The 24728-nt window shown below is 43.6% G+C and carries 24 protein-coding genes; 9 read left to right on the top strand and 15 right to left on the bottom strand.

The features are described from left to right. Positions 1–91: 91 nt before the first annotated feature. Complete coding sequence (locus QWZ07_RS01280) at positions 92–586, bottom strand: GNAT family N-acetyltransferase (protein WP_192852548.1); 495 nt, start codon at positions 584–586, stop codon at positions 92–94. 163 nt (positions 587–749) lie between these two features. After that, positions 750–1733 carry a DUF2860 family protein gene (locus QWZ07_RS01275; protein WP_192852547.1) on the bottom strand — a complete coding sequence of 328 codons (984 nt, stop codon included), beginning with the start codon at positions 1731–1733 and terminating at the stop codon, positions 750–752. Positions 1734–1937: 204 nt separating this feature from the next. Here QWZ07_RS01275 and QWZ07_RS01270 point away from each other — a divergent pair, with 204 nt between their 5' ends. Further along, on the top strand, positions 1938–2435 hold the full coding sequence (locus tag QWZ07_RS01270) for a fasciclin domain-containing protein (protein WP_192852546.1): 498 nt from the start codon (positions 1938–1940) through the stop codon (positions 2433–2435). A gap of 125 nt (positions 2436–2560) precedes the next feature. Here the strand turns inward: QWZ07_RS01270 and QWZ07_RS01265 are convergent, their stop codons facing one another. From QWZ07_RS01265 to QWZ07_RS01235, 7 genes are all read right to left on the bottom strand, one after another. Then, entirely contained in the window at positions 2561–2857 is a 297-nt protein-coding gene (locus QWZ07_RS01265; protein WP_099166723.1) for a hypothetical protein, read from the bottom strand. Between the two features lie 127 nt (positions 2858–2984). Next, positions 2985–3242, bottom strand: a complete 258-nt coding sequence (locus QWZ07_RS01260) for a hypothetical protein (RefSeq protein ID WP_065112907.1) — start codon at positions 3240–3242, stop codon at positions 2985–2987. Positions 3243–3403: 161 nt separating this feature from the next. Continuing rightward, on the bottom strand, positions 3404–3871 hold the full coding sequence (locus tag QWZ07_RS01255) for a GNAT family N-acetyltransferase (protein ID WP_065104764.1): 468 nt from the start codon (positions 3869–3871) through the stop codon (positions 3404–3406). A gap of 53 nt (positions 3872–3924) precedes the next feature. Continuing rightward, the gene (locus tag QWZ07_RS01250) at positions 3925–4239 is read right to left on the bottom strand and encodes a cupin domain-containing protein (RefSeq protein WP_192852545.1); all 315 of its coding nucleotides are present in this window, start codon (positions 4237–4239) and stop codon (positions 3925–3927) included. A gap of 99 nt (positions 4240–4338) precedes the next feature. Beyond that, a complete protein-coding gene (locus QWZ07_RS01245; RefSeq protein WP_065112904.1) occupies positions 4339–4842 on the bottom strand; it encodes a YgjV family protein in 504 nt (167 codons plus the stop codon). Between the two features lie 91 nt (positions 4843–4933). Continuing rightward, complete coding sequence (locus QWZ07_RS01240; RefSeq protein ID WP_192852544.1) at positions 4934–5734, bottom strand: PhzF family phenazine biosynthesis protein; 801 nt, start codon at positions 5732–5734, stop codon at positions 4934–4936. Positions 5735–6075: 341 nt separating this feature from the next. After that, positions 6076–6726, bottom strand: a complete 651-nt coding sequence (locus QWZ07_RS01235; RefSeq protein ID WP_102311909.1) for a LysE family translocator — start codon at positions 6724–6726, stop codon at positions 6076–6078. A gap of 383 nt (positions 6727–7109) precedes the next feature. Here QWZ07_RS01235 and QWZ07_RS01230 point away from each other — a divergent pair, with 383 nt between their 5' ends. Continuing rightward, complete coding sequence (locus QWZ07_RS01230; protein WP_192852543.1) at positions 7110–8141, top strand: ABC transporter substrate-binding protein; 1032 nt, start codon at positions 7110–7112, stop codon at positions 8139–8141. A gap of 3 nt (positions 8142–8144) precedes the next feature. Next, on the top strand, positions 8145–10577 hold the full coding sequence (locus QWZ07_RS01225; RefSeq protein ID WP_102282246.1) for a putative bifunctional diguanylate cyclase/phosphodiesterase: 2433 nt from the start codon (positions 8145–8147) through the stop codon (positions 10575–10577). A 341-nt stretch (positions 10578–10918) separates the two neighbouring features. On the opposite strand, the gene QWZ07_RS01220 is transcribed toward QWZ07_RS01225, so the two are convergent. Both QWZ07_RS01220 and QWZ07_RS01215 read right to left on the bottom strand, forming a co-directional pair. Further along, positions 10919–11944, bottom strand: coding sequence for a diguanylate cyclase domain-containing protein (locus tag QWZ07_RS01220; RefSeq protein WP_102282245.1), 1026 nt, complete (start codon positions 11942–11944; stop codon positions 10919–10921). Positions 11945–11953: 9 nt separating this feature from the next. After that, the gene (locus QWZ07_RS01215; protein WP_032501250.1) at positions 11954–12409 is read right to left on the bottom strand and encodes a putative pterin-binding protein; all 456 of its coding nucleotides are present in this window, start codon (positions 12407–12409) and stop codon (positions 11954–11956) included. A 356-nt stretch (positions 12410–12765) separates the two neighbouring features. Between QWZ07_RS01215 and QWZ07_RS01210 the strand changes: the two genes are divergently transcribed. The 6 genes from QWZ07_RS01210 (at position 12766) to QWZ07_RS01185 (ending at position 18370) form a co-directional block, all read left to right on the top strand. Next, positions 12766–13161, top strand: a complete 396-nt coding sequence (locus QWZ07_RS01210) for a c-type cytochrome (protein WP_065104758.1) — start codon at positions 12766–12768, stop codon at positions 13159–13161. A gap of 15 nt (positions 13162–13176) precedes the next feature. Beyond that, positions 13177–14601 carry a cytochrome-c oxidase, cbb3-type subunit I gene (gene ccoN / locus QWZ07_RS01205; protein ID WP_099166663.1) on the top strand — a complete coding sequence of 475 codons (1425 nt, stop codon included), beginning with the start codon at positions 13177–13179 and terminating at the stop codon, positions 14599–14601. Further along, complete coding sequence (locus QWZ07_RS01200; protein ID WP_017098968.1) at positions 14602–15216, top strand: cbb3-type cytochrome c oxidase subunit II; 615 nt, start codon at positions 14602–14604, stop codon at positions 15214–15216. Further along, on the top strand, positions 15213–17369 hold the full coding sequence (locus QWZ07_RS01195) for a cytochrome c (RefSeq protein WP_192852542.1): 2157 nt from the start codon (positions 15213–15215) through the stop codon (positions 17367–17369). Before QWZ07_RS01200 ends, QWZ07_RS01195 begins: the two co-directional genes overlap by 4 nt. Before the next feature lie 296 nt (positions 17370–17665). Further along, complete coding sequence (locus QWZ07_RS01190) at positions 17666–17890, top strand: PAS factor family protein (protein WP_192852541.1); 225 nt, start codon at positions 17666–17668, stop codon at positions 17888–17890. A 297-nt stretch (positions 17891–18187) separates the two neighbouring features. Further along, a complete protein-coding gene (locus tag QWZ07_RS01185) occupies positions 18188–18370 on the top strand; it encodes a hypothetical protein (RefSeq protein WP_004730424.1) in 183 nt (60 codons plus the stop codon). A 197-nt stretch (positions 18371–18567) separates the two neighbouring features. On the opposite strand, the gene QWZ07_RS01180 is transcribed toward QWZ07_RS01185, so the two are convergent. The 4 genes from QWZ07_RS01180 to QWZ07_RS01165 form a co-directional block, all read right to left on the bottom strand. Then, positions 18568–19860, bottom strand: a complete 1293-nt coding sequence (locus QWZ07_RS01180; protein ID WP_192852540.1) for an alpha/beta fold hydrolase — start codon at positions 19858–19860, stop codon at positions 18568–18570. 387 nt (positions 19861–20247) lie between these two features. Continuing rightward, on the bottom strand, positions 20248–20985 hold the full coding sequence (locus tag QWZ07_RS01175) for a DUF3726 domain-containing protein (RefSeq protein WP_065105497.1): 738 nt from the start codon (positions 20983–20985) through the stop codon (positions 20248–20250). Next, a complete protein-coding gene (locus QWZ07_RS01170; RefSeq protein ID WP_192852539.1) occupies positions 20982–22784 on the bottom strand; it encodes a hypothetical protein in 1803 nt (600 codons plus the stop codon). Before QWZ07_RS01170 ends, QWZ07_RS01175 begins: the two co-directional genes overlap by 4 nt. Positions 22785–23056: 272 nt before the next feature. Next, on the bottom strand, positions 23057–24652 hold the full coding sequence (locus QWZ07_RS01165) for a BCCT family transporter (RefSeq protein WP_017111918.1): 1596 nt from the start codon (positions 24650–24652) through the stop codon (positions 23057–23059). Between the last annotated feature and the right edge of the window lie 76 nt (positions 24653–24728).

Raw genomic sequence — 24728 nt, 5'->3', positions numbered from 1 at the left:
AAAAGCCCCAAACAACGAACTGTTTAGGGCTTTGTTCAACCGATATTACCGAGATTATTTTGCCTGTTAAATCCAGACGAGTAGCTCACGATCAAAGGCAGTCAGGTCTAATTCGGGACATCAACAACATATCGATGTATTTCCCGTTTTTGAACGTGCTCAGCCTTTTGGTGCCTTCTAGTTCAAAACCTACGCCTTTATACAAAGCAATCGCACCGTTATTATCGGCATGAACCTCTAACTCAAGGCGAACGAGGTTTAGCCAGTTATCGGCTTGATTGATTGCTTCTTGCATTAATGCCTTACCGACCCCTTTGCCATGCATATCTGGATTAATCGCTATCGCAAGTCCAGCGCAATGTCTGTCTCTCACCTTCGTGGTCATGAATAAAGTAATGTGGCCGACGACCTTGCCAGAAACTTCCGCAACTAAAGTGAAATGGTCTGAGTGACCAAACAGTCGCTCCACTTGATCAGAGCTAAGAAAAGGCTTTTGTGAAGTATTCTCTAATACTGACGAGTGTCGATAAATATCAAAAATATCTTGGTTATCGGTGGGTTCAAGATGTCTAATTTGTATTTCCAAAGCGCTTCCTTATTATCTGATCTTAGATGTAAACTTTTTTCATATTACGGATAGCAACGAGCACCTACAACCTTAAAGGCGGTAAGTGCTCGAAATAACTTAACAAATAATAAAGCGAAAGCAGAACCCAAGTTCTAGCGAGTGCTTCGGCTATGTGTAACCGTTAAAATTTATAGTCGACACCAACGCTCGCCAATACTTGTTCAGAATTGTAGAAATCGATGTTGGAATCAATCGTTCTTAGGCCAAGTAAGGTGATAAACGACCAATCTTCATAGCCCATCAAGCCACCAAATTCATAAGCTAGAAAGGCGCCGTATTCGTTCTCTTCACGTGCTTTGCCATAAATTGGGTTTGCTTCGTCGTACTGACGATCACTAGCATCTAACGTGACAACAAAACCATGACGACCGATTCTCTTCGCGTAATTCAGTTCAATACCGTAACTGTCAAAGCTGAGTGCACCGCCTTCTGCATCTGAATTGAAATACACCATAGATGGGACGAACACGCCAGCTTGGTTGGGTAAGATGAAGGGGTACCCTGCTTTGGCGTACACATAGGTTCTTTCCCTATCAAGCAGAGCTATCTTTTCAGGAGGTAAGAATGAAGTCCCTGACAACTCATCATCAACGTCAGATTGACCAATTGCGAAATCCGTTCGGAAGGCGGTTCCGCCGATGTTGGTTAGTTGGAGTCGCCCAACATTACCTTTTACATCCGTTTCATTTCGATTAACGCCCACTGCATAAGGATCCGCCCAGGCCTTACCAGAGATAAGTGTCGGCAACACAGAAACGTCTAATATGGTGCCGCCTGAGAGTTGATGTCGATAACCAATCTCAAAGGCGATGGTACCCGTCGCAATATCCTCTCGCGTCGTACCTGCGTAAACTTGATGAGTCAGGGATTCACCAAAGGTGTATTGAACGGTTCCAAGAAAGCCGAGTAACCCCTGATTTTCACTATCCCCTTCCATGGTAAGGCTTGCTTGATTCGAATCTTGTTCGGTACTCAAATTACTGCTATCCGAGTAGAAACCGGCCAAAACACTGAAGTTACCGCTGAAGCCTTCACTTGGAGCAAGGCCACTATAAGCAGGCATTGAAGCAAATGCCGAAAACATAACTGGTAAAACGAACCTCATATTCACATCCATTATTTGAATAATAACTCGTTAACTATAACTACATAAATAGAATTATAACAAGCATTTAACCATGAGGATGAGTTTCGTCTGGTGACTTCGACAACCGTAGCAAGTGGCTTAAGACTACAATAAGTTGATCTATCGCTTTTAAGCTTTCGTAATACATCTCGAAAATAACAGACAAACTCAAAGGACTACAATATGTTGAATCACTTAAGTAAGACTCTGTCAGTACTAGTTGCAACGTTGTTTTTTACAGCTTTTGCTCACGCTAACCACCATGAAATGAAGAAAGACATCGTTGATGTCGCAGCGGAAAATGGCTCTTTCACCACTTTAGTGGCGGCGGTAAAAGCGGCAGGCTTGGTAGACACGCTGAAAGGCGATGGTCCGTTCACTGTATTTGCGCCCACTGATGAAGCTTTCGCTGCATTGCCAGAGGGAACGGTCGAAATGTTGTTGAAGCCGGAAAACAAAGACAAGCTAGTCGCTATACTCACCTACCATGTGGTTCCAGGGAAAATAATGGCGGCTGAAGTAATGAAGCTGAGTAGTGCAGAAACAGTGCAAGGTGAGGCTGTAATGGTAGCCATTGACGACGGAAATGTAATGATCAATACGGCTAAGGTCGTGATTCCAGACGTTAAAGCGAGCAATGGTGTAATTCACGTCATTGATGCGGTTTTACTGCCTAAGTAATCAAGCTATTTGACAGAAAATCAAAATAAAAATTCTTCAAGGGTGTGACAAGTTCACTCCCTTCTTATATTTCTCTACCTAGTCAATATCAGCATCAAGCGGTACTGTTAGGACTTCATCTGTTGCTACACAAATAAGCGCCCAAACACCAGAAACGCCGCCATAGACACCACCTTGGTGAAAACCACTACCCAGATACAATCACCAATACTGGAATGCGTCGCCTTCCCGAGCAAGAATACAAACAGAATAAGCCCTATAACCCAGCCCACTGTTGGAATCAATGACACCAAAGCAACGATAACGGCAATACTAAGCAGGGATTTAAAGTCAGCCACGACGAAAGACATTTTTGACGCGATATACATGCAACATGCTGTGATTAATGCGTCCATCACAAATGCTAAAGCTTCTATTCCCACTTCATTTCCTCTAACCAAAAAGCGAGGTCAATATTATCGGTCACGCTATGAATTTTCATTGTAGAAAGACAATTACCGAAGCAATAACTGTAACAAAATTGAGACTTTCGTTGTTTTAGATAGAGACCTATTTTTCTTTGCTGTCGAACCCTTTAACTAGCGCACCAGCGCGCGCTTTGTTGGCTTCTTGATAGGTACTAAACGCATCATCGTACTTCCCTCCGAACAAACAAAGAAAAGAATTAATGACGAATGAAAAGAATGAGATGACGACGACAAAGAGAGGAAACAGCCCCGAGACCCCAGCATCTAAGGCGAGAACCCCAACACCAAAGGACAACATCGACACTAATGTATATAGTTTAGACCTACTCACATGACTCATGAACAACACTCCTTGTATTCACTCAATGTTTAGATTAGACAAATTACCTTGCACACAATTTGAACTCATCGACAATATCAATAGATCGGAAAAAGTTATCCTTAAAAAGGTTTATTAATAATTCAAAGTAGGTCTCGATCTTCTAAAGAACGCTAGTCCACTTATTCGACCACCTTCTCCATCACGTAGTTGGTGAGTTTTACGCCACGCATCTCAACTTCCTGCTCATTGACGACCGTAAAGCCAAGGTGCTCATAGAAAGGTCTAGCGGTAATACTCACTTCTGAAAAGTATCGAGAGACACCACGAACGGAACCGATCTGAAATACATGCTCCATCAAAGCTCTCCCAACCCCCTTCCCTTGATATTCATGATGACAGAAAAAGTGATCAATCAAGCCGTTTGGTTGTAGGTCAGTATAACCAACAACGCGGCCGTCCAACTCCGCTACAAAGGGTTGTATGCGATGCAGGCACTTTTGCCACAGCTCAGAGTCAAAATCACTTGGCGCCCAAGCCTCAACTTGTTCTTGAGAATAGTCACGAACGTTAATATTTCGGACGGTATGGAAATAGATCTCCCATAACGCTTTGGCATCACTCGCTTGGTAATTTCGAATTCTAACCACGACACACCCCTTTCATGTCTTGTTCATTGCCCATCCACGACTTGATAGCAATACTAACGATAAAACACAGCCAGCCAAATAGTCACGGTATCTTTGTCCGTACCAAGAACCTTGTGCTTCTCTCGCGCGGCAATATTGATGTAACCCCCTTTAGACAAGGTAACGACACGTCCGTCTTCGAACTCAATAACACCTTGTCCCTCTAGCACCATAACCCATTCGTTTTCATCTTGGTCATACCAACCTTGTTCTGGAGAACTGTGCCCATGAGATAATATTCTTTCAATCCGCACATTCTCAGTAGTAATGATGTCGTTGAAGATTTCGTCGGGTATTGACGAAGGCACATCCGAGTAGATATTTGACATCGCTCTCTCCTAATCCTTGTTAGATGAATATGGTGCAGTGCTTTATCGTTTTATTGTTTTATCTAAAGCCTAGCTTCCTAAGAGCCTACGCTATAAGCCCTAAGCCACAGCACTCTTTCTAAAATAGAATCGGTAGTAGCCCAATAAGTTACTACAGATAAACAACGCCTCCATCAGAACCGCTGTTGGCGAGCCAACTAAATAGTTGTGAACCAACCAAAAGCTAGTCCCTATGATCATCAATTCTCTTAATCGACGGTCATCTTTGTTAAACGCCGCAAACGTTTGAAACATCGAAGCACAACAACTTAATACACTGATCAGCCCTGAGTAAGTAAAGGCTGTTGCAACCAGCGACATGGAACAGAACAAATATTTAAATTTGGGTGACGTAGAAAACACGCTCGTTAAATATCGAATGGTCGCGATGATCATCAAACTTGCCGCCGTCCATTGTTCGAGCAAAATGAAATGACTAGAAATAAGAACGCCTGCAAAAAACAGACAGGTAACTATTTTCTTCCTTTCCTTAAATTGGAATGACAATAAGTCGAAACAAATAGCGATCGCGACGAGTACTTGAGACAGATAAAAGGCTGACACGATTATTCCTTAAGTAGTGACCTAGCAGATTTAAATTATGACGTTTCCGTTCTAAATAACGACGTTGCTGTTTTATGAATGATATTGAAGTTTAGACTTTTAAGGTACCACTGATTACGGTGGTTGCAGACCCTATCAGTTTTATACGACCATTAGACAATCGCTCTGTCGATACATACCCACCGCGGCGCGACGCTTGGTAAGCATTGAAATGCGCTTTGTTTAGTTTCTCTGACCAGTATTGTGTGAGAGCGCAATGCGCTGAACCCGTAACGGGATCTTCGTTAACACCCACCCACGGCGCAAAATAGCGCGAAACAAAATCAAGCTCAGAGTTCGACGATAATGCCGTCACAACGACGCCTCGACCTTTAATACGCTTTAAAGCATCAAAGTTTGGTGCTAAATCTAATAAAACTTGTTCGCTGACAACCTCAATAAACTGCTTGGTATCGAACTCACTGTATGACACGACTTGGTCTTCACACAGCCCTAAATATTCCAGCAAATCTTTATTAGCATCCAATCCAAGATCAAGCACAGTACTTGGGAAGTCGAGCTCGATTGTGGAGTCACAAACCGTGGCAGATAGCTCCCCGGAAAGCGTATCAAACGTCACAACCTCACCCACATTGACTAACCCTCTTTCCTTCATCACATGCGCTGTTGCCAACGTACCGTGACCGCATAATTTAACTTCAACTTCTGGTGTAAACCATTTCAACGTCATCGTATTGAGGGTTAAGAATGCCGTTTCTGATACTGCCATCTCTTCAGCAATCGAATACATCAACGACTCTTCTAAAGGTTCTTGTGAAATACAAACCCCAGCAGGGTTTCCTTTAAAAGCTTGTGTTGTAAACGAGTCCACTTGATATATATCTAAAACCACAACGGCTCCTAATGCTGAAACATATAATCTTGACTGCCACAATAAGTACAAATGCTCAGTGCTACAAGGAGTTAGCAGCAAATTAGCCGAGATCTCACGTAACGTTCAGAAAAAGGGAACTACAGGTGACAAAAACCTTAGGTCCGAATATGTTGAAATTGCCTAAATTGTAATGGTTTAGACACGAGGAAAGGTTCTATCCGTGAAGACTAGTAGATACTGAAAATTAAGAGGAGAAGCGATATGCATAAACATTATCGTTGCGCATACGCTTGGCATCGCGCCACTGGCTTAATCGATAGACCATTACATCTAAATCAGAACTTAGCCTGTTAATAAGGTTACTGACGCACCAACGCCGACTTAACAATCGTTAACCCTAAAAGACCCAACATTACCCCTGTCACCTTATCAATGTAATAGGCAGCGCGCGTAAACTCTCGTCGAACTTTAGGTGCAGATAAAAGGAAGATAATCGCGGCATCCCACACAAACACAACCACTGTCATCCAAATGCCTAACCCTAATTTAAACATGAAACCCACCTCATTATTCAGTACAACCGTGAATAAGCTCAAATAGAACAAAAGGTTTTTAGGATTAAGGATTCCCGATAGAAAACCCGTAACAAATTCTTTAAGAAAAGTGGTTTGAATGGAGGCACCTTCTTCGACAACATCGATATTACTGTAATTACATTTTTTCGCTCTTATCGCTTGAACAGCAAGGTACACCAGAAACAAACCGCCAATAATTTTTAAAGCGATCATCACTGAAACCGAAGCTGCCAAAATAGAGCCGACCCCAATAAGACACAAACCAATATAAACCGCATTGGCACTGGCAATACCAAATGCAACACCTAACGCTTTTTTGCCTTTATTTCGAACCGCACTCTTCACCACGATGACAAAATCTGGACCGGGGCTTAACAACGCTAAAAAATGAGCAATCGCCACGGTAACAAAAATCCCGACTAAACCGGCACCCATAAATCAATGTCCTTATTGTAAAATTTAATGCATTATTATTGCATAAATACAACAAACATGTTCGAGTGGTTAAACGATAATATGCCAAAACAATCAGACCGACTACTCATTTTCATCTATACCAGACTCAGATGAATTCAACCTTAGGGCTTTGAATCATTCGATAAATGTTTATATGTTTCGGTAACGAAAGCTAAGTACTCCGCTGGTTTTTGCTTAGTGATCTTGTGCACAGAACTGATTTGTCGTTCCAATTGGTTTGCAAAAAGTTGGTATTTGCATGCAATGCATGAAGTTGAAGTAAAATTAGAGGCCTAAATTTGAACTATGTCGCAAAATTTAGGCTACGATTTAGTTAGTCACGGTACGAAAGGAATCGGTCAGTGAAGACATTCAATGTTTTAGTTGTTGCGTCATCATCCTTTTTAACTGGCACAGTGTTTAGCCAACAAAACGATATTTATATCTACAATTGGGATGAATTTTTATCCGACAGTGTGATTACCCAATTAAGCGATACCTATGATATTTCGTTGAAACAACAATATTTCTCTGATGAGTCTATTAGGGACGAAGTGTTACTGAGCGAACGTCGAGGCGCATTTGAGCTCGTGATTATAGAAAGTGTAAAGCTCAATGCGTTAGCCAATCAGAACCTATTTCATAATCTAAGTGAAATACAACAATCCATTGCAGGTAACATTGATTCACGATGGGTTGATGGTTGTGGCGAATATGGCATCCCCTACGCATGGGGAACGTCGGGCATTTTGTACCGCAGTGATAAAGTCGACACGCCAACTTCTTGGACAACCATTCTCGAACCTGATTCAAAGAATAGTGGCCGCATAAGTATGTACTACGAGCCAACGGATTTGGTGAGTACCGCATTGCTCGCTAATCAATTTGATCCCTTCACCAACAACGAGCAAGAACTTCGCGTCGCCTACAAAACTCTACAAGCTCAAAAGCCTCATCTTGAAAGCAGTGAATACGTCATCGATTATATTCACCAACCCGAACGTCTCGCTAACATCGACCTCGCCTACGGGTATTCCGGAGACAGTTATGCGTTGAATGATGCCGACCCTGATGCATCTTGGGCTTATATCGTTCCTCAAGAAGGCACTACGTTATGGTTAGAGTGCATTGCTGCTATCAATAATGGAGAGTTATCTCCACAAGCAAAAACCATTCTCTCATTCCTATCGCAACCCGATATCGCCGCTCAAAATGCGATGGACTCATGGTTTGCGACACCAAGCTCAAAAGCAAAAGCGCTGACTTCTCAAGAGTATCAAAATGATCCTGAGCTTTTCCCTAGCAAAGAGGTATTAGAACGCAGTTATCTGTATCAGCAACTCGAACCCAATAGCATTCAAATTCGTAACCGTATTGTCGACAGTTTGAGATAATTAATGCCTGTATTGAAGAAGCTTTATTTTGTACTCATTCCCACGCTATTGTTCGTGTTTACAATTGGTGGGATGGTTACCTATAACTTAGCCTCTAACCACGCTAAACACATGTACTTAGATGAAGTGCAATCCGACGTAAATACAGCGCTAGTCGCGGCTGAGTACGAACAACTTGGTTTATCTTTGTTAGTAAAAGATATTGGTTCGTCACTGCAGTTCTTGCGATATATTCAAAACCCAGGTGACTACACCACCCTATCTCTATTAGAGAAAAGAGTGCTTCGAGTCTTAAACCAAAGTCACGTTAATCAATTTGGTCAACGTAATATCTATGTCGTTGACCCCAAGTTCACTCTCACACTTTCGACACTACGAGCTGACCCTTTCGAGGGCTTAAAGATCCCTGACAACATCTACGAGAAAGTCTTCGACATCTATACTTCGTTGATTAATAAAAACGAGCTATCTCATGAAGGTTTCTCTTATATCTCAGTGAGTGGTGAGCTCAGATACGCTTATGTTGCGGCTATCGATCCTTACTTACTCCCCCAAGACAAACGCGCAAACGAAAGCTTAAACCGATACATATTGATTGCAGATGGTCCGTTGAAACAGCTGTCTAACTTGCTTATAAAATACAACGATGATGACAATATGCAGCTTCTGATTGAACCTTCATCAGATACTGAACACATTGAAAACACTCAGTTCGTTATCAAGTCGTTTGAACAAACCAAAGACAGTATTAAAGTTGAGATGAACAGTCGTCACTTCCTCGCTCAAGTTAATATTCGCGAAAAGAAATTCAATCAGGAAAAATCCATTATCGCTCAGCAGACCTTGCTTGGTGGCTTGACGACACTATTCACTATTATGCTCATCGTACACATGGTCGTACGGTATCAATTAGTGCGTCCACTCAAAGACTTGTTGCACGAAATTTCCATTGGCGGACTCAAACTCAGATATTTTAAACGGTCATCCGGACAAAGTGAGATCGACGGGCTTAAGAACGCCTACATTGACTCACTAACGGAATTGAAATTCGAAGCCGAATTCGATCAATTAACCAAATTAGCCAACCGACGCTCATTTATTCGACACCTCGATGTACGTATAAAAAGCTCAATGAGCCCACACTGTTACTTGGTTTGCTGGGACATTATCGACTTTCGTAAAATCAATGACTTATACGGTGCAAAGGTGGGTGACAATGTACTCGTTAGTCTAGCCAAAACACTAAGAGAAACCTTGCAGAATCAACAATCCTCTTTCGGCTTTAGTTGCAGCGACTATTCAATCGCAAGGCTTGGAGGAAACCAATTTATTGCGATATTGGAAATGGGTGAACACCAATCAATAAACGAAGAAATTGAGAACATTAACAACACCCTAACGGGTACGACTTTCCTAGATTACTATGGGTTCAGGCTTTCAATTGCAACTGGTGTACTACCCGTCGATACCCCTAAGTTCGAGGAGATATGGCACCGATGTATTGATGAGATGTTGATTAATGCTAAGGATCATAGCGACGGAGATAGCCGGATTGTTTACGGCGAAGAACTACTTCATTCACTTGAAAGGCATGATGTTATCGAGAAAAGGCTATTAGAGTGCTGCGCGAGTGATAACTTTGAACTTCGCTTTATGCCTATTTTCAATGCTAAGACACTTCAGATTGACGGAGCAGAATGTCTGATTCGCTGCCCTGCTCTATTTGATATAAAGGCTGGGCCGGATGAGTTCATTCCAGCCGCAGAGAAAAGTAATTTAATATCCAAACTCGACATGTGGGTGATTAGTACCGCAATCAAAAGCTATAAAGAGCTCTCAGAGATTCACCAATACAAAGGCACCTTGTCCATTAACATCTCAGCGATGGAGCTCTACAACCGTAACTTTGCCGATAATATTAGAAAGGTACTCGAACGTTATCAAGTTCCTCCTGGCAACATCATTATAGAAATTACCGAAACCAGTTACGTTAAAAGCAGCAAACTTACCGTGCAGACCATTGAGAGTATCCGAGGCCTAGGTTTAAAAGTGTCTCTCGACGACTTCGGTACGGGTTACACGGCGTTTAACCAACTTCTTCATTACCCCGTCGATGAACTTAAAATTGATAAGAGCTTTATCGATAATATCGTCGACGACAAAGCTGACCGCAAGATGGTCGAGTCTATGGTTAACTTAGGGCACTCTTGTGACACCTTCGTTGTTGGCGAAGGTGTCGAATCTCTCGAACAGTATCATCACCTTCGAAAAGCCAACTGCGACCTAATACAAGGGTATTTCTTTAGCCAACCACTGACTTATATTGAGTTCATTGAATTTGTCCGTGACCATAATCCACAAGCCATCCTAGACCAGCAATCGCTGTTAGAACCAAGCTCTAACGAAAGGATTGTGGCACTTAATCAGAAACAGTAGTCGTATTTCGAAAAGCATGACTACTGAATAACCACAACCAAACTGCCTCTCTTTAATCATCTAAATAAACCTCGGCAATGAGCACAGACTCACCCAGAAAGATTCAAATAACAATACCTACAGACAAACCCAAATAAACAAAGGAAGCCCCCCTCTGATCATAAGGCAACATATTAACGAGGGTAACAAGCTAGTAAGTTAGTTGATAAGCTAGTGGACTTAGCTTGGCCAGTTTTACTTGACCACTACACAGCTTCATTAAAGCGTCTAACGTAGAAATAGGCCAGTAAGATGAGGTATCAGTAAGGAGGGATAGAAACGAGACTAAACCTTATAGAAGCTTAGCCTTGCATCGAAGTCAGTAGCTCCATCATGTCTTTGGAACTGATGTTTTTCTTATGTCTCACTACGGCGTCTATCATCAACTCTAAGTTACCTGCCGAAATGTAATCACTGAGCACATCGTTGAATTTTTCCTGAATTTCATCACTCGCGTACAAATGATCTGGAATGAAGAATAAGAACTGGCTTCCACTGCTGCGGAATGAAATGGTGCTTTCAGGGATCTTGGCGGTGAGGGATTTGGCAGCCGAACTCACCACGAGATCACCATATTCAAGTCCATATTTTTGGTTAATTTCACTCAAGTTTCTGATGCGTACGAAGTAAAGGTCAAAGTTGTTGTCTTTCGGATAGTTGTTTTTGACGAACTTCATCAATGACACTCGATTTCGAAAGCCTGTGATGAAATCAGTTGAGTAGAGCTTTCTTTTAACAGAGAAATCCACATAGAAAATAGCCCCCGTCATCAGCAAAATCACAGCTAGGAATAGACTACTGATTTGATGCACCATGACTAACTTATCAACCATCGAGGTGTTTTCTTCAATTACCGGGCTTTGTAAGCGAAACTTGTCGTTAATGAAGTCTACAAGTGTGTGATAACAAATATCGACCTTTTTTTGCAGCGATTCTTTAGGTAGTACACCTTGGTTAACTAATTTAATGGAGGATTCCAAGCTCTTAAACTTATCAAATTCTGTGGTGAAATAAGGTTTAAAGTTCGCCGATTTAATGAAATTGGAAGACTCAGTGCTATTAATCAATATATCAAAACGACTCCAAGTAATATCGTACGCTAACCATAATTCATCATAATCGATGGTGTCAGAGCGACTGACCATCAAGAAGTTAGCGTATTCTTTTACTAACTGAAAAACGAACCACGTGGCTTCATTTTGTCGATTCGAAAAACTCTTATTGATGTCGTTAATGCGCGTGACGCTGTAGATATTTACGGTAAGCACCACCGCCGCTAAAGATAACACGACAATTTTAATGGCAGCCAATGACAGCAGCTTTTTCATAGTAATCCCTTACAAATGAATATCTCGTATCTGCCAAATCATCTTGGCATGGAAGTCTGTGTTATCAATGTCTGGAGTCGAAGAAAGCGGATAGATCAACCAATATGGACCTTTGTCCCTAACCGACATAAATTGGCCATTTTGTTTAATCGCAATGATCGGTTGGTAATCATAGAAGTCTTCTTTAGGAACAGCGATTTTGTAGTCGTTCAATGCAACAAAAGTGACTTGCGATGAGATAGGCAAGTCCATGGTTTCGAGTATAGTTTGCAAGGTTACGCCGCTATAAACCAACTCTCCATCAACCCACGGTAACGTCGTCGTTATTTCTTTTTGAGGAAGCAATAACAGCTGCTCTCTACTTAATTGATGTTTTTGCCCTAAGTGGTCGAATACGGTGAGTTCTGATGCCGCGAAAATAGAAAATGAACACAATGAAAGTATAAACAGAAGTGCAGTTCTCATTTTAAACTCCATTTTAAAAGGTCACTAATTTGAGTCTAGTTCATATTCGCCATTTAATTGGTGTAAGTCGTTCGCTAATTTCAGTCCACCTTCCACGTTTCTCCTATATTCCATGAAATCCCATAACCCTCGGTTTACCGTGCTATTAGCGCTGCTCGATTTAAATAAAAACAGCTTTTTTGTGGTTAATAAGTAATCCAATTCCCGTGATGAATACGTAGTGACCGATAAAATTGACAATAAAAATGAGTAACTGAGTAGCGAGAACGCTTATGCATGCATAACCTTTACACCAAGGTGAGTGTTTTCTGAGGTTCATCAAGCACTCGCTCTTTTCTTCAATAAGGGAATACGTAATGAGATTAAATAAGCAAAAGTTTAACCCCATAACCGCACTTTCCATTCTGCTAATGACGGCTGTCATGAATCCAGTTTACGCAGAATCTAACGACGAGCAGTTCGAGTTAGGAAAACAAAAAGCCAAGGTGTGTATGACTTGTCATGGCGTTGATGGTATCTCAACTCAAGACCCCTATCCGAACCTTCGTGGCCAAAAAATAGGGTATCTCATTTCCTCACTGAAAGATTATCAGACAAGGGAAAGAACCAGTGGTTTGGCGATTCTCATGCAGCAACAAGCCGACACACTTTCAGATCAGGACATCCGAGATATCTCCTACTTCTATTCAATGCTCGGCAAGGAATCAAGTTCAGTTAGCGACTCAAAAACAGACAGTAATTCAAAACTGTAGGCAAGGAGCCTTGTTATGGAACAAGTGACAACGCAGTACAGCATCAAGGTCGTGAGATACTTTATCATCGCCTCTTTAATCTGGGCGATTGTGGGTATGATCATCGGCGTGATCCTCGCCGCTCAATTGTATTGGCCTGTGCTCAATTTCGATTCTCAATATTTCCAATTTGGTCGTCTTCGCCCTCTGCATACCTCAGGCGTTATCTATGGGTTTGTGGTGAATATTTTAATGGGGACTTCACTCTATATTGCCCAACGAACTGGCCATTGCGAGCTGTTCAATAAAAGCCTGTCGTGGATGGTCTTTTGGGGATGGCAATTTATTCTACTACTCGCGGTCATCTCCTTGCCTGGGGGCCACACCAGTTCAAAAGAGTATGCGGAACTTGAATGGCCAATCGACTTAATGATTGTACTGGTTTGGGTGCTCTATGCAGTGTTGTTCTTTGGCACCCTTGCCAAGCGGAAAGTGAGCCATATCTTCGTGGCTAACTGGTTTTTTGCTGCTTTCATTATCGTTGTTGCCATGATTTTCATTGTGAACAATCTTGCGATGCCGGTCTCGGCTATGAAGTCCTACTCTGTATTCGCAGGTGCTCAAGATGCGATTGTTCAATGGTGGTGGGGACATAATGCCGTTGGTTTCTTACTGACCGCTGGTGTGATTGGTATGAATTACTATTTCATACCTAAAGCAGCGGACCGACCTATCTATTCGTACCGCTTGTCTGTCATCCATTTTTGGGGCTTGGTCGGCTTTTACACGTGGGCCGGAACGCACCACTTAGTCTACTCTTCCGTTCCCATCTGGATTCAGAACATCGGAATCGTGATGTCATTGATCCTGTGGCTCCCTTCCTGGGCGGGTGCTTTCAATAGCGCAATGACCCTTCTACAAAACAAAGAAAAGCTGAAGTCCGACTACATTCTTTTATTCTTTTTCTCAGCGATTCTTTACTACTGCTTAGCAACATTCGAAGGCCCGTTACTTGCTATCCGCTGGTTCAACATGGTGGCACACAACACCGAATGGATAATCGGCCACGTACATTCCGCAGCACTCGGATGGGTGGGAATGTCAGGGATAGCGGTTTTTTACTACTTCATTCCGCGCTTGTGGGGCCAAACCGATCTTTGGTCACGACGACTGATTAAGTGGCACTTCTGGCTTGCCCATGCTGGCGTCGCCATTTATGCGATTGCGCTTTGGGTCGCGGGTATCGGCGAAGGTTATATGTGGCTCGCCCAAAATGAAAATGGCGAACTGATATACAGCTTTGTAGAGGCTATGGACTTTAAAGCACCTTGGTTGTTCTTACGATTCTTTGGTGGTGCACTGTTTGTTCTGGGTTTATTCCTAATGGCATTTAACTTATTTAAAACTGTTCGTATGCCAGTAGTACATAACGCTAAACACGCCGTTAATGAGGGAGCTTAAATGATGAGTAAAGACTTTACACATTCAATCGTCATTTTAATTTTGACCACCGTTGTCGTCGCTTCCTTCTCTCTGTTGGTTTGGGTAGTGCCTAGCATTGTCCGTGGAGACGACATTGCCAAAGGCAGTTTAGCGATGCCACTCACACCTCTTGAGTTAGCAGGACGAGACATCTACATCAGTGAAGGCTGTCATGTGTGCCATACACAAATGGTTCGCCCTCTAGAGCCTGAAGTGAAGCGTAATGGTCGTCCGAACAAAGAAGCAGACGACATCTACGAATTTCCTAACTTGTGGGGTTCTAAGCGCACGGGGCCGGACCTCACTAACCTAGGTAGAAAGTATTCTGACCAGTGGCATGCTATTCATCTAATTGACCCTCGAAAAGTCGTACCGACATCGATCATGCCCGCCTACCCTTGGTTATTTGAACAGACTCTGTCAGGCGACGACATAAGCGACAAAATGGAAACCCTCCGGATACTTGGTGTTCCTTATACTGACCAAGAAATAGGTGACGCCCGATTACAAGTAAGAGGAAAAACCAAAGGTGAAGCTCTGATCCGCTATCTACAAAGCCTTGGTAAAGATACGTCACAGGAGGTATCACAATGAGTGCATTTTGGAATCTATGGGCGGTAATTTTAACCTTAATCTTCTTCGTTCTTATGGTGTCTGTTGTCGTTAAATATTGGCGTAGCAATCACCAAGCCGATCAAGACCACACCCTTGGCACTTTTGATGGGATTGAAGAAAAAGATGCGCCACCGCCAAAACTACTCTTTGTTAGCTATGCTATTGCCTTTCTATTGTCTGCTGGCTATTTGGTGCTCTACCCCGGGCTTGGTGAATGGGAAGGGTTAGTCGATTGGAAGCAAAGTGACGACAAACTCAGCTCACCCAGCACAACGTTAAACGAGCAATTCTCTCAAACAACGGAGACAACCCTCGAAGGATTGTCTGGCATACCCGAAATAGTGAACAGCGGACAAATCTTGTTCCAAACTCACTGCGCGGCTTGTCATCGTGACAACGCTCAAGGTCAGAAACACTTCCCTAACCTTATTGACCAAGAATGGCTATATGGTGGTAGTGATGAAGCGATCATTCATTCGATCGCCAAAGGGCGAAATGGCGCGATGCCGGGTTGGAGCGAGATAATGCGCCCCGATGAAGTGGCTAAGGTTTCTTACTACTTAGCTTCGCTCAACCAACGCCATACTGATGTTCCAGAGGTGAAAGTCAAAGTCGGCAAAGAGCTGTTTGCAAAATACTGTTCGTCTTGTCACGCCGATGGTTCTATCGCGAATCCGGCGATCGGCGTCCCTGATCTTTCAGATGATATCTGGCTGCACGGAGGGAGTATTGAAGAGATACAACACACTATCAACAAAGGCTTGAACAACCTGATGCCTGCGTTTGATAAACAGCTTTCGGAAAACGAGATACTTGCACTGGGTGCTTACATTCGACATGCGGGCTCAGAGCAGCAACAACGACTCGCGAACCTAGAAGCTCAGTCTGTTGAGCGTGGTGAATATCTTGCTTATGCCGGTGACTGTGTCGCTTGTCATAGTGCAGAAGGTGGCGAACCTTTTGCTGGTGGGCTTCCTTTTGTGACCCCTTTCGGCACCGTCTATTCAACCAATATTACGCCGCACACAACGGAAGGTATTGGTACTTATGACTTTGATGATTTCCGAGCCGCGTTAGTTGCAGGTAAAGGTAAGAACGGTTACCTGTACCCTGCAATGCCTTACACTTCTTATCAACACCTCACAGACCAAGACATGGTCGATTTGTGGGAATACATGCAGTCAATCACCGCGGTGCCTCGCCGCAATGACGACAACAGCATGATGTTTCCATCGAATATACGTCTAGGTCTGCTCGGGTGGAACATTGTGTTCATGGATACCGACCCAATTGACTATCAAGTGCCTGAAGAACTTAAATCGGAAGTCGAAAACGTTGAGAAATGGCAACAAGGGAAATATTGGGTTGCTGGTCTTGGACACTGCTCTGAGTGCCATACCCCGCGAAACATTGCTCAAGCTCTGATACCTGAACGTATTTTCCAAGGTAACTTGATTGACGGCTGGAATGCGCCCGATATCACGGCCAACGAGCTGTATGTCGATGGTTGGGATGAAGCGACACTGACCGATTTCTTACACACGGGTCACTCAGACAAAGGGACTGCCTTTGCCGGCATGGCTGACGTAGTGAAAAACAGCCTAAGCTTGATGACACGTGAAGATATCGAGTCGATGTCCTATTACCTACTCAGTGGTGACATCAACAACACCATCAGTAGTGACGCGGTTCCGTTGCAGCCTAAAGGGTTTGATGAAGACTCTTACGCGACTGACATTTACACCACGTATCGCCAGACATGTGGAGCCTGTCATGGAGACGATGGTAAAGGACGTGACCCTATCGCCCCTACTCTGTTGAATAACGGCATCATCATGCACAGTGACCCATTCAACACCATCGCGGTAACCGTGCGTGGCCTACAACCCACCTATCTCGACAAAGACAGAAACTTCATGCCAATGGCAAGCTTTGAAGATGTGCTGTCGGATCAAAGGTTGGCTGAGTTGATCACCTTCGTGCGATTGCACCTTGGAGATAGAGAGGAACCAGTAACCGCAGAGCACGTTCGAGAGGTAAGAGAAACGCTTGAAGCTGCAGGTTACGCTGGAGGGTTACACACCACACCTGAAATGTACGAAAGTCGAGATAAGAACATCAACATACGTTAGTCGACAAACAGACCACGCAGGAGGCCAGATTCAGGCCTCCTGCTTTTTATTAATAGAGCAGTTTTTAATAGAACGGTCTCCAATACAACTGTGTTTGAGTACAGACGAGCTTTGATACAACCGTGTTTTTGATATTCTAACCACACCCAATCTCGACACTTTACCCACCAAACGTTTTAACTAACTGATTACATAATAAAGTCAATTCACACATAATGAGATCGATATCCCAGAACAAAGATGTGACTAAGTGCATAATCTTCATTATTTTATAAAGATGTACTAAGGGACCGTCTATGGATACAACAACTCTCATCTACGATACATTGGAAGGGTTATCGAGCGCAAAGCCTCAACAGCACGCTCAAATTCGCCAAAATCTATACAACCAATTAGATTTATCATTTGAGAAGCAGTTAGCCTTGTATTCAAATGTCCTAGGACCAGCCAGTGCAGGCCGTTTAACCGACCTTGAAAGTGCGGTCACTTCCGCATGTAAGATTGTTGGTTTGAAGAAATAACCAGCCTTGATACTCAGTATCTCTTTCTAAAAAAATAAAACGCTGCGAATCCGCAGCGTTTTTTGTTTTCCCACCGCAAGTACTTCCATACATAGACCTAACTCCCAGCTTCTAATTTTTGCTTCCTAGCAGCCAAACCGTATTGATAACGGTTCTCGATAAGTCCAATTCGCTCTGTTTTTCAAGTTACACGCATTCTCATTTGGTTAATCTTATGTTCCATTTTTAACAGGTGTGTAACCTCAACAATAGCGCTAATGTTAGTAGCACGTTAACCACACACCGGATGGAAGAATCATGAGAGTACTTATTGAATATACACAAACAGGCAAATATCGTGATCATGCGTGGGAAGCACTAACTATTCGTTCGAAAGGCGAAATTCAAGCTGTGACTCCCTCTTATGCGGCTCAACTTATCGAACAGAACCGCGCCAGCTTATCGACTACTGAAAATCAAGATATCGTCATCCAACCATAATGAGTTTAGGAACTATCCCTCCCGGTTCTTAAACTCTCTGTTTTACTCGCTTTAGTAATCAATACGATACTGAGTAAAACTGAGTTTGATGACATAAAAAAAACGCTGCACGGATGCAGCGTTTTCTTGTTTCTAGCGTATCTTATTTCTAATGTAGACAGCTTTAACGTAAACAGCTTCTAACATAAATCGTCTAATTATTTTGGCAGGTTCTCTAACGCTTCAACCATCGTCATTAATTTATCTACAATTCGTTCGCCATCGACTCTCAAGCCATTGTGTTCATACTCGTTAGTGATCCACGCCTTTGAGTTTGGAATGTTCGCCATCGTTTCACGGCTGTAATCCAGCTCTACATACATGTCATCCGCGTAAACTGCGCATGCCATTGGAACCGTATTCTTACTCAACTGCTCTGCGTTGTACAACGTGCCCCAATCCGACTTCTCGGCCAACATGTTTGCCGCTTCACGTAATGGCTTCAGCGTTTCTAGTTGGTCGAACATCCATGGGTACACCATTTCTCCGGTAAACCAGAACTCGCTACCCGATTGGTAGTTAAAGTGTGGGTACTGCTCGCGTACTCGGTGTGCAGACCAGTTAGACGCTGCACCTTGGCAGTAAATCGATTCATGCAAAATAGCGTAGATTGGGTTCGTTAGATAGCCCTGCTCTTGCTGCATTTGATTTAAGAAGCTGTAGCTCAACTGCTTGCTTCCGTTCACTTCAACAAACGCACTCTCCAGTGTGAAATACATTGGAAGGTTTGCTTCGCCGCCACCAAGATTAATACCGATCAACTGGAACTGTTCAACGGTAAACACCTGACCGTTTGGCAATCTCACATCATTGTTAAGCAGGTAATCAGAGATCTCACGACACATAGCTTGTGCTTGTGGGAACTGAGCAAAGAAGGCTCTGTTTTTGTCTTCTACACGCTTGTAAGTCGCACGATAAACATCGTCAGCTTCGCGTTCAATAGAAGGAATGCCGCCCGTCACATAACAACGCTGCAAGCTCTGTGGGAACAGCGACAAATAGCTCAGTGTACAGAAGCCACCAAAGCTTTGACCAATCGTCGACCATTGCTTAATACCAAACTGTTCACGAATCGCTTCAGCGTCACGAACGATGTTATCCGCTCTGAAATGCGTTAAGTACTCAACTTGTTGTTCTGGAGACAGATGGGCCAACGTTTCATGGCTGATCACCGTGCTGTTGCCTGTACCACGTTGGTCAAGAAGCAGAACACGATAGTTTTGTAATGCACGCTTTAGCCAACCTGATTGACCGCTCACTCGTGGAGATGGAAAGCCTGGGCCGCCCTGAAAATAGATCAGCCATGGCAGTTCTTGCGCATCTTTAGCAAGATCAACCAGCTCACGTGCGAAGACTTGGATCTGTTGTCCATCTTTGGCTTGATAGTCGAGTGGCAACTCAAAAGAGTGCTGACGATACAGGGTGGTTCCATCAATAAAGTTAGCTTGCACGCTTCATTCCTTTTTATCTGATTCTAAAGTCATCGGTACGAATAAAAACGGCGCCCTTTGGCACCTTTCAGTTAGCAAGATACGCATAGTAGCTTGTAAATGAAACCGTTTGTTTAACATGAATGTGAAGGTGCTTCGTTTAATTGTTCAATTACCTCTCAACGGGTAACAACGTGTGTCGAAACAGTCAATTTAGAATAGGTAGATCCAGCGAGAGATCAAAAAAATGAGGTAAAGCAAACCCAAAGCGTGAGGCAAATAAAAAGAGCTTAACGAGGTGAGGATTCGTTAAGCTCTTTGGTTTTATCTGTGTTGATAAACTAACCAGATTACTCACTGTTAATCTATCGAACCTGTTAGTTCTAATGAACCTAATAAATCTAGCGACTACGAAGCCGTCAGTTCACCTGCACCTTGAGTCGAGCGTTCGCTGCTCTGAACTAGGATTGCTGTAGCGGTCTCTTTCAGTGCCGCCCACTCCCCATCATCAACCTCAATGCCATCGTTCCACGCTTTCTCTTGGGTTTTAAAAAGCGCTTCTGATTCAATGTGTGTTTGGTAGCCATCTGACAAACGTTCGATATCGAAATCCTGGACGGAAAGTTCGATGGTCATATTGTGGATATGTTCGTACGATGCCAGTGGCAAATCTGATAAAAACAGTTCTGGAGCAACGCAACCACGATTAAGAACATACAAAGTGCTCTTAGGGTTAGAGCCGTTATCCCAACGTGCCATGCACGCAATACCTTTCGCTGCCAGTTTTACAAGCTCGCTGTACGCCAACCAACGGTTGTGGCAGTTGTTTAACTCAATTCTCAGCGTCTTTTTACCGACCATTTTTTCAATGGCGTAATCCATAACCACAGGAAGGTGACACGCTAAACTCGCCTTATGCAGGTCGACTTCAACCGTGTTATCGCTGCGTACTTGAATGTCTACAGGGCAATCGTCTTCTAGCCCCATAAAGTTGCTCGCATTGTTAAAATGACGAACACCATCCAAACCCACCATTTGTAAATCTGCCACCATGTTCGCTATCACATCAGCTTCACCACATGTACGACGCATACCCAAAAAGGCTTTATTAACGGCCGCTACCAGTTCATTGTGAGAAACGATCATAACGATTTACCTCCATGTTGAGCGTTGATATGTGTAGTAGCTTTTTGTGAGTCAGCGAGCTCTGCTTCACTTGGTAATATTGGGAACACCCATTCGTCCTGATGAATTTCATCAAGCAGTGGCGCTCCTTGGAAAAACGTCACTCGTACCCAGCGATCTGAGCGAGGATCAAACTTAGTCGCGCCAAACATGGCAAGCTTACAACGCAGTAGGTGCATTGGCGGCGAATCTTGGTGCAGCACATTCATTTGAATGTCACCCATCGCTTTGTTACCTAGCGTCCAAACACGGCGCGCAATTGCACGGTGTTGCGGCTGTTTAACAAGGAATTCAGCCAATGAAAGCTCAGGCGCGAATTGCAATAAAGCATGGTACAAACGGTAAGCTTGGCGACCGATATCTAAAGGCAATTCACGCTCTTCACCCAACTCTTCGCCTCGAACTCCGAGCCTTGGCTCTTCTTTGTCTTGAGAGCGGTACCAGAACCAGTAGTTGTTTTCTGCTTTAGTAAAGTCGGTCGTGATCGCCCAACGGTACTTTTCTTCTAGTACAACAAGAAGGTCTTGAATCTTTTTGCCGCTAGGAAGCGACAGTGTTTCGCTGCAATTCATTTGCTCTTGATGCGCGTCCACTAATTCTGGGTACAATTCCATCAAACATGAGATAAGGATTTCTTGGGCTTCCATACTCATTTGCTTAGATTGCTCGACTAACTGCGACCATGTATCACACTGGCTGACAGACGTTTCTAGCGATTGCTCTGTTTCTTTCAAATCATCAACAGCAGCTTTGTTTAGCTCTTGCTGTGTTTCATTGATGGTAACGACTTGTTCTAAATGATAAATCGCTTTTTTAACTAATGTACGCAGTGGCTCAATCAACGCCGTATCAGTCTGACTGGACAACACGTCCGCCAATGCATGTTCACGGGTTGTCATCCACTGATCGACAATACTTGGGTGGTTAATCAGGTATGGCGCCATGCCTAAGCCTGTCGCGTTACCAACGCCTAGGTAGCGTTGTAATCCACGATGTAAAGAAATCGCTTGTTCGCCGCCTTGTTGCTCTGCTAGATAATGAACCCAATCTAGGCTGAACTCACGCAGCATATACACCGCACACATTTGAGCGCTAAATGACTGATTGAAATCTTCATTTTTCTCTAAGATTTTAAAGTCAGCAATGCCAAATTTGCCATTACCATAAACGGCAGTGGTTCGCAGGATGTAGCCTACTTCAGCCAGTTCTTTGGGTATTGGTTGAACACCTTTAGCCAAGTGACTAACGATATGTTCAAACACACGTACACTTTTGTTTGCACGCGCTAAAACAAGCACATTGTTAGGATTACGGCCAGCTTCTTGAAGCGGTACATTCGCACGAAGTCTTTCAAGCAGGGTGACATCAACATCACCAAGAACAAGCGCGAACGTTACGTCCCACTTTTCAGCTATTACACGGTCATTTCGTTCGTCATCTGCAATTTCATCGCAAAAAACAACCAAATGATAAACATGGTTTGGCGTCGCTAGCTTATAGATAACGTGACCAAAACCCTGAGCGTCTAATTGCCACTCATGTTTCGTCACTTTCCATTCTTGCTGTGCCATTTTACGAATCAGAGTTCTTACGAAGCTGATGCGTGTTTGGTGCATAGCACCTAGCCTTTCCGGTGCCATGACGACTGTTGCGTCACGTAATGCTGATTCAGTGTAGGTAGAACGATGTGCATCCATTTTGCTCACCACCTTATAGTTATAGGATTTTGCTAGCCATTCAGAACCGATCGTTGCCGTCATTTGAAGCATTCGTTGTTACAGTATGCTGGTTAGCTTTCACGTTATGTGGGGCAAGCGAGCTCACCCCTTATTATTTGTCCTGACTAGATCGATTGACCTAAATACTTTGCCGTCCGGTGTATTTTCACCAGTTCGGGTTTGCTGTTCCTTTCGGAATTTTGCATCAGCCTTCTTTCAAAGGCTGATTTGTTCTTATTTAATCAATTTCTTACAGTCTCTTTTTTACAGAGATCTTGCCTTACAGAGCTCTTTTCTTTAAAAAAAACTGCTCTTTAAAAACCTTGCTCTTTCGCCATCTTGATTGCGATTTGAGGCGCATTCCAGAGCGATGGCAGTAAGATTAAGGACACGGGTACCGCTGTGATAACAATGAACGATTGCAGCGCTGAAATACCGCCAGAACCTAGGGAAATCAGAATCAACGCTGTTACCCCCATCATCACACCCCAGAAGGTACGAATAATTGCATTCGGTTCTGTCTCACCACTGATAACCACACTGATGGTGTAAGTCATCGAGTCACCGGTCGTTACGATGAAGATCGTGGTTAAGATCAAGAACAGAATAGAGATAAGCATTGGCATAGGTAGCTGCTGAGTTACCGCCAGTAGCGCGCCTGGTAAGTTGAAGCCTTCGAACGCTTTACTTACGCTGCCGGGGTCTGCAATTTCGAACGCAAGACCAGAGCCGCCAACAATCGTGAACCAAAAGCAAGTTACAAACGGTGCGATAAGGCTAATGGTTGATACCAATTGGCGAATACTACGACCGCGTGAAATACGAGCGATGAAGATTGCCATCATTGGGCCGTAACCTAGGAACCAACCCCAGAAGAACACTGTCCACCAGCTTAACCAACCTTCGTCACCACGGTATGTTGCCATTGGGATGAAGTTATCTATCATGCTGCCTACACCTTGGATGTAGCCATTGAAGATGAAGTTCGTTGGTCCGAAGATAAGGATGTAGACCATCAATGCCATTGCTAAAATTACGTTGTAACGGCTTAGCATTTGCATTCCGCGGTTTAGACCACTTAATGCCGACAATGTGTAAAGCACGATAGCGAACAAGATGATGATTAGCTGAGTTGTGAAACCATCTGGAATACCAAACAGTTCATTCAGAGCGTAGCTGACTTGCAAGCCCAAGAAGCCGATCGGACCGATAGTACCCGCCGCTACAGCGACAATACAACATGCATCAATCAGTGCGCCGGTATGGCCTTTCAGTGCTCTTTCGCCCAAAACTGGGTAAAGCAAAATACGAGGTTTAAGAGGCAAGCCTTTGTCGTAGTGAAGGTGCATAACCACGATAGACGTTAAGCTGCCCACAATTGCCCATGCGAGGAAACCCCAGTGCATGAATGATTGTGATAACGCATTCACTGCGCCTTGCTGTGCGTTTTCTTGTGCGCCATACAACGGCGGTGGGTTAACGTAGTGTGCGATAGGCTCTGCTGCTGCCCAAAATACACCGCCGCCCGCAAGTAGCGTACAGAAGATGATAGCCATCCAACGGAAGCCATCCATTTCAGGTTTCGCGATGCCGCCTAGGATAACCTTGCCTGTTCGCCCTGCCGCCAGGCCAAGACCAATAAGAAAAGTCAGAAGAAGAAGCATTTGCCAATAAGGGCCGAACACTTTTACAGACCATGCAAAGCCCGTGTTTACTAGGGTAGAGAGTAGCTCCCCATCAAACAAAGCAAGTGTTACAAACAGAGCGATAAAACCGCCGCTGTACCAAAGTGCTGGGTTGGTTAGTCCTAATTTGTCTGAAGTAGATTCAGACTGAGGTTTTTTGCTTGCTGTGTTTGCTTGACCCGCATTTACGTTTGAAGATTTCACGCTATTGGTTAAATCAGACATACTCTGACTCCAGAGGTTTCTTTGCAGCTGTCATTTTAATGATGACTACAAGAGGTGTATTTAACACCTGCCCTAT

Source organism: Vibrio lentus (assembly GCF_030409755.1).
Lineage (GTDB): Bacteria > Pseudomonadota > Gammaproteobacteria > Enterobacterales > Vibrionaceae > Vibrio > Vibrio lentus.
The sequence above is the reverse complement of the archived record's forward strand: the minus strand, read 5'-3'. Positions and strand labels throughout refer to the sequence as shown.

Coding starts and splice junctions, on each gene's coding strand:
- QWZ07_RS01275 (WP_192852547.1), bottom strand. CDS start 1,733: ATGAGGTTCGTTTTACCAGTTATGTTTTCGGCATTTGCTTCAATGCCT.
- QWZ07_RS01270 (WP_192852546.1), top strand. CDS start 1,938: ATGTTGAATCACTTAAGTAAGACTCTGTCAGTACTAGTTGCAACGTTG.
- QWZ07_RS01260 (WP_065112907.1), bottom strand. CDS start 3,242: ATGAGTCATGTGAGTAGGTCTAAACTATATACATTAGTGTCGATGTTG.
- QWZ07_RS01250 (WP_192852545.1), bottom strand. CDS start 4,239: ATGTCAAATATCTACTCGGATGTGCCTTCGTCAATACCCGACGAAATC.
- QWZ07_RS01235 (WP_102311909.1), bottom strand. CDS start 6,726: ATGGGTGCCGGTTTAGTCGGGATTTTTGTTACCGTGGCGATTGCTCAT.
- QWZ07_RS01225 (WP_102282246.1), top strand. CDS start 8,145: ATGCCTGTATTGAAGAAGCTTTATTTTGTACTCATTCCCACGCTATTG.
- QWZ07_RS01220 (WP_102282245.1), bottom strand. CDS start 11,944: ATGAAAAAGCTGCTGTCATTGGCTGCCATTAAAATTGTCGTGTTATCT.
- QWZ07_RS01215 (WP_032501250.1), bottom strand. CDS start 12,409: ATGAGAACTGCACTTCTGTTTATACTTTCATTGTGTTCATTTTCTATT.
- QWZ07_RS01210 (WP_065104758.1), top strand. CDS start 12,766: ATGAGATTAAATAAGCAAAAGTTTAACCCCATAACCGCACTTTCCATT.
- ccoN (WP_099166663.1), top strand. CDS start 13,177: ATGGAACAAGTGACAACGCAGTACAGCATCAAGGTCGTGAGATACTTT.
- QWZ07_RS01200 (WP_017098968.1), top strand. CDS start 14,602: ATGATGAGTAAAGACTTTACACATTCAATCGTCATTTTAATTTTGACC.
- QWZ07_RS01195 (WP_192852542.1), top strand. CDS start 15,213: ATGAGTGCATTTTGGAATCTATGGGCGGTAATTTTAACCTTAATCTTC.
- QWZ07_RS01190 (WP_192852541.1), top strand. CDS start 17,666: ATGGATACAACAACTCTCATCTACGATACATTGGAAGGGTTATCGAGC.
- QWZ07_RS01185 (WP_004730424.1), top strand. CDS start 18,188: ATGAGAGTACTTATTGAATATACACAAACAGGCAAATATCGTGATCAT.
- QWZ07_RS01175 (WP_065105497.1), bottom strand. CDS start 20,985: ATGATCGTTTCTCACAATGAACTGGTAGCGGCCGTTAATAAAGCCTTT.
- QWZ07_RS01170 (WP_192852539.1), bottom strand. CDS start 22,784: ATGACGGCAACGATCGGTTCTGAATGGCTAGCAAAATCCTATAACTAT.
- QWZ07_RS01165 (WP_017111918.1), bottom strand. CDS start 24,652: ATGTCTGATTTAACCAATAGCGTGAAATCTTCAAACGTAAATGCGGGT.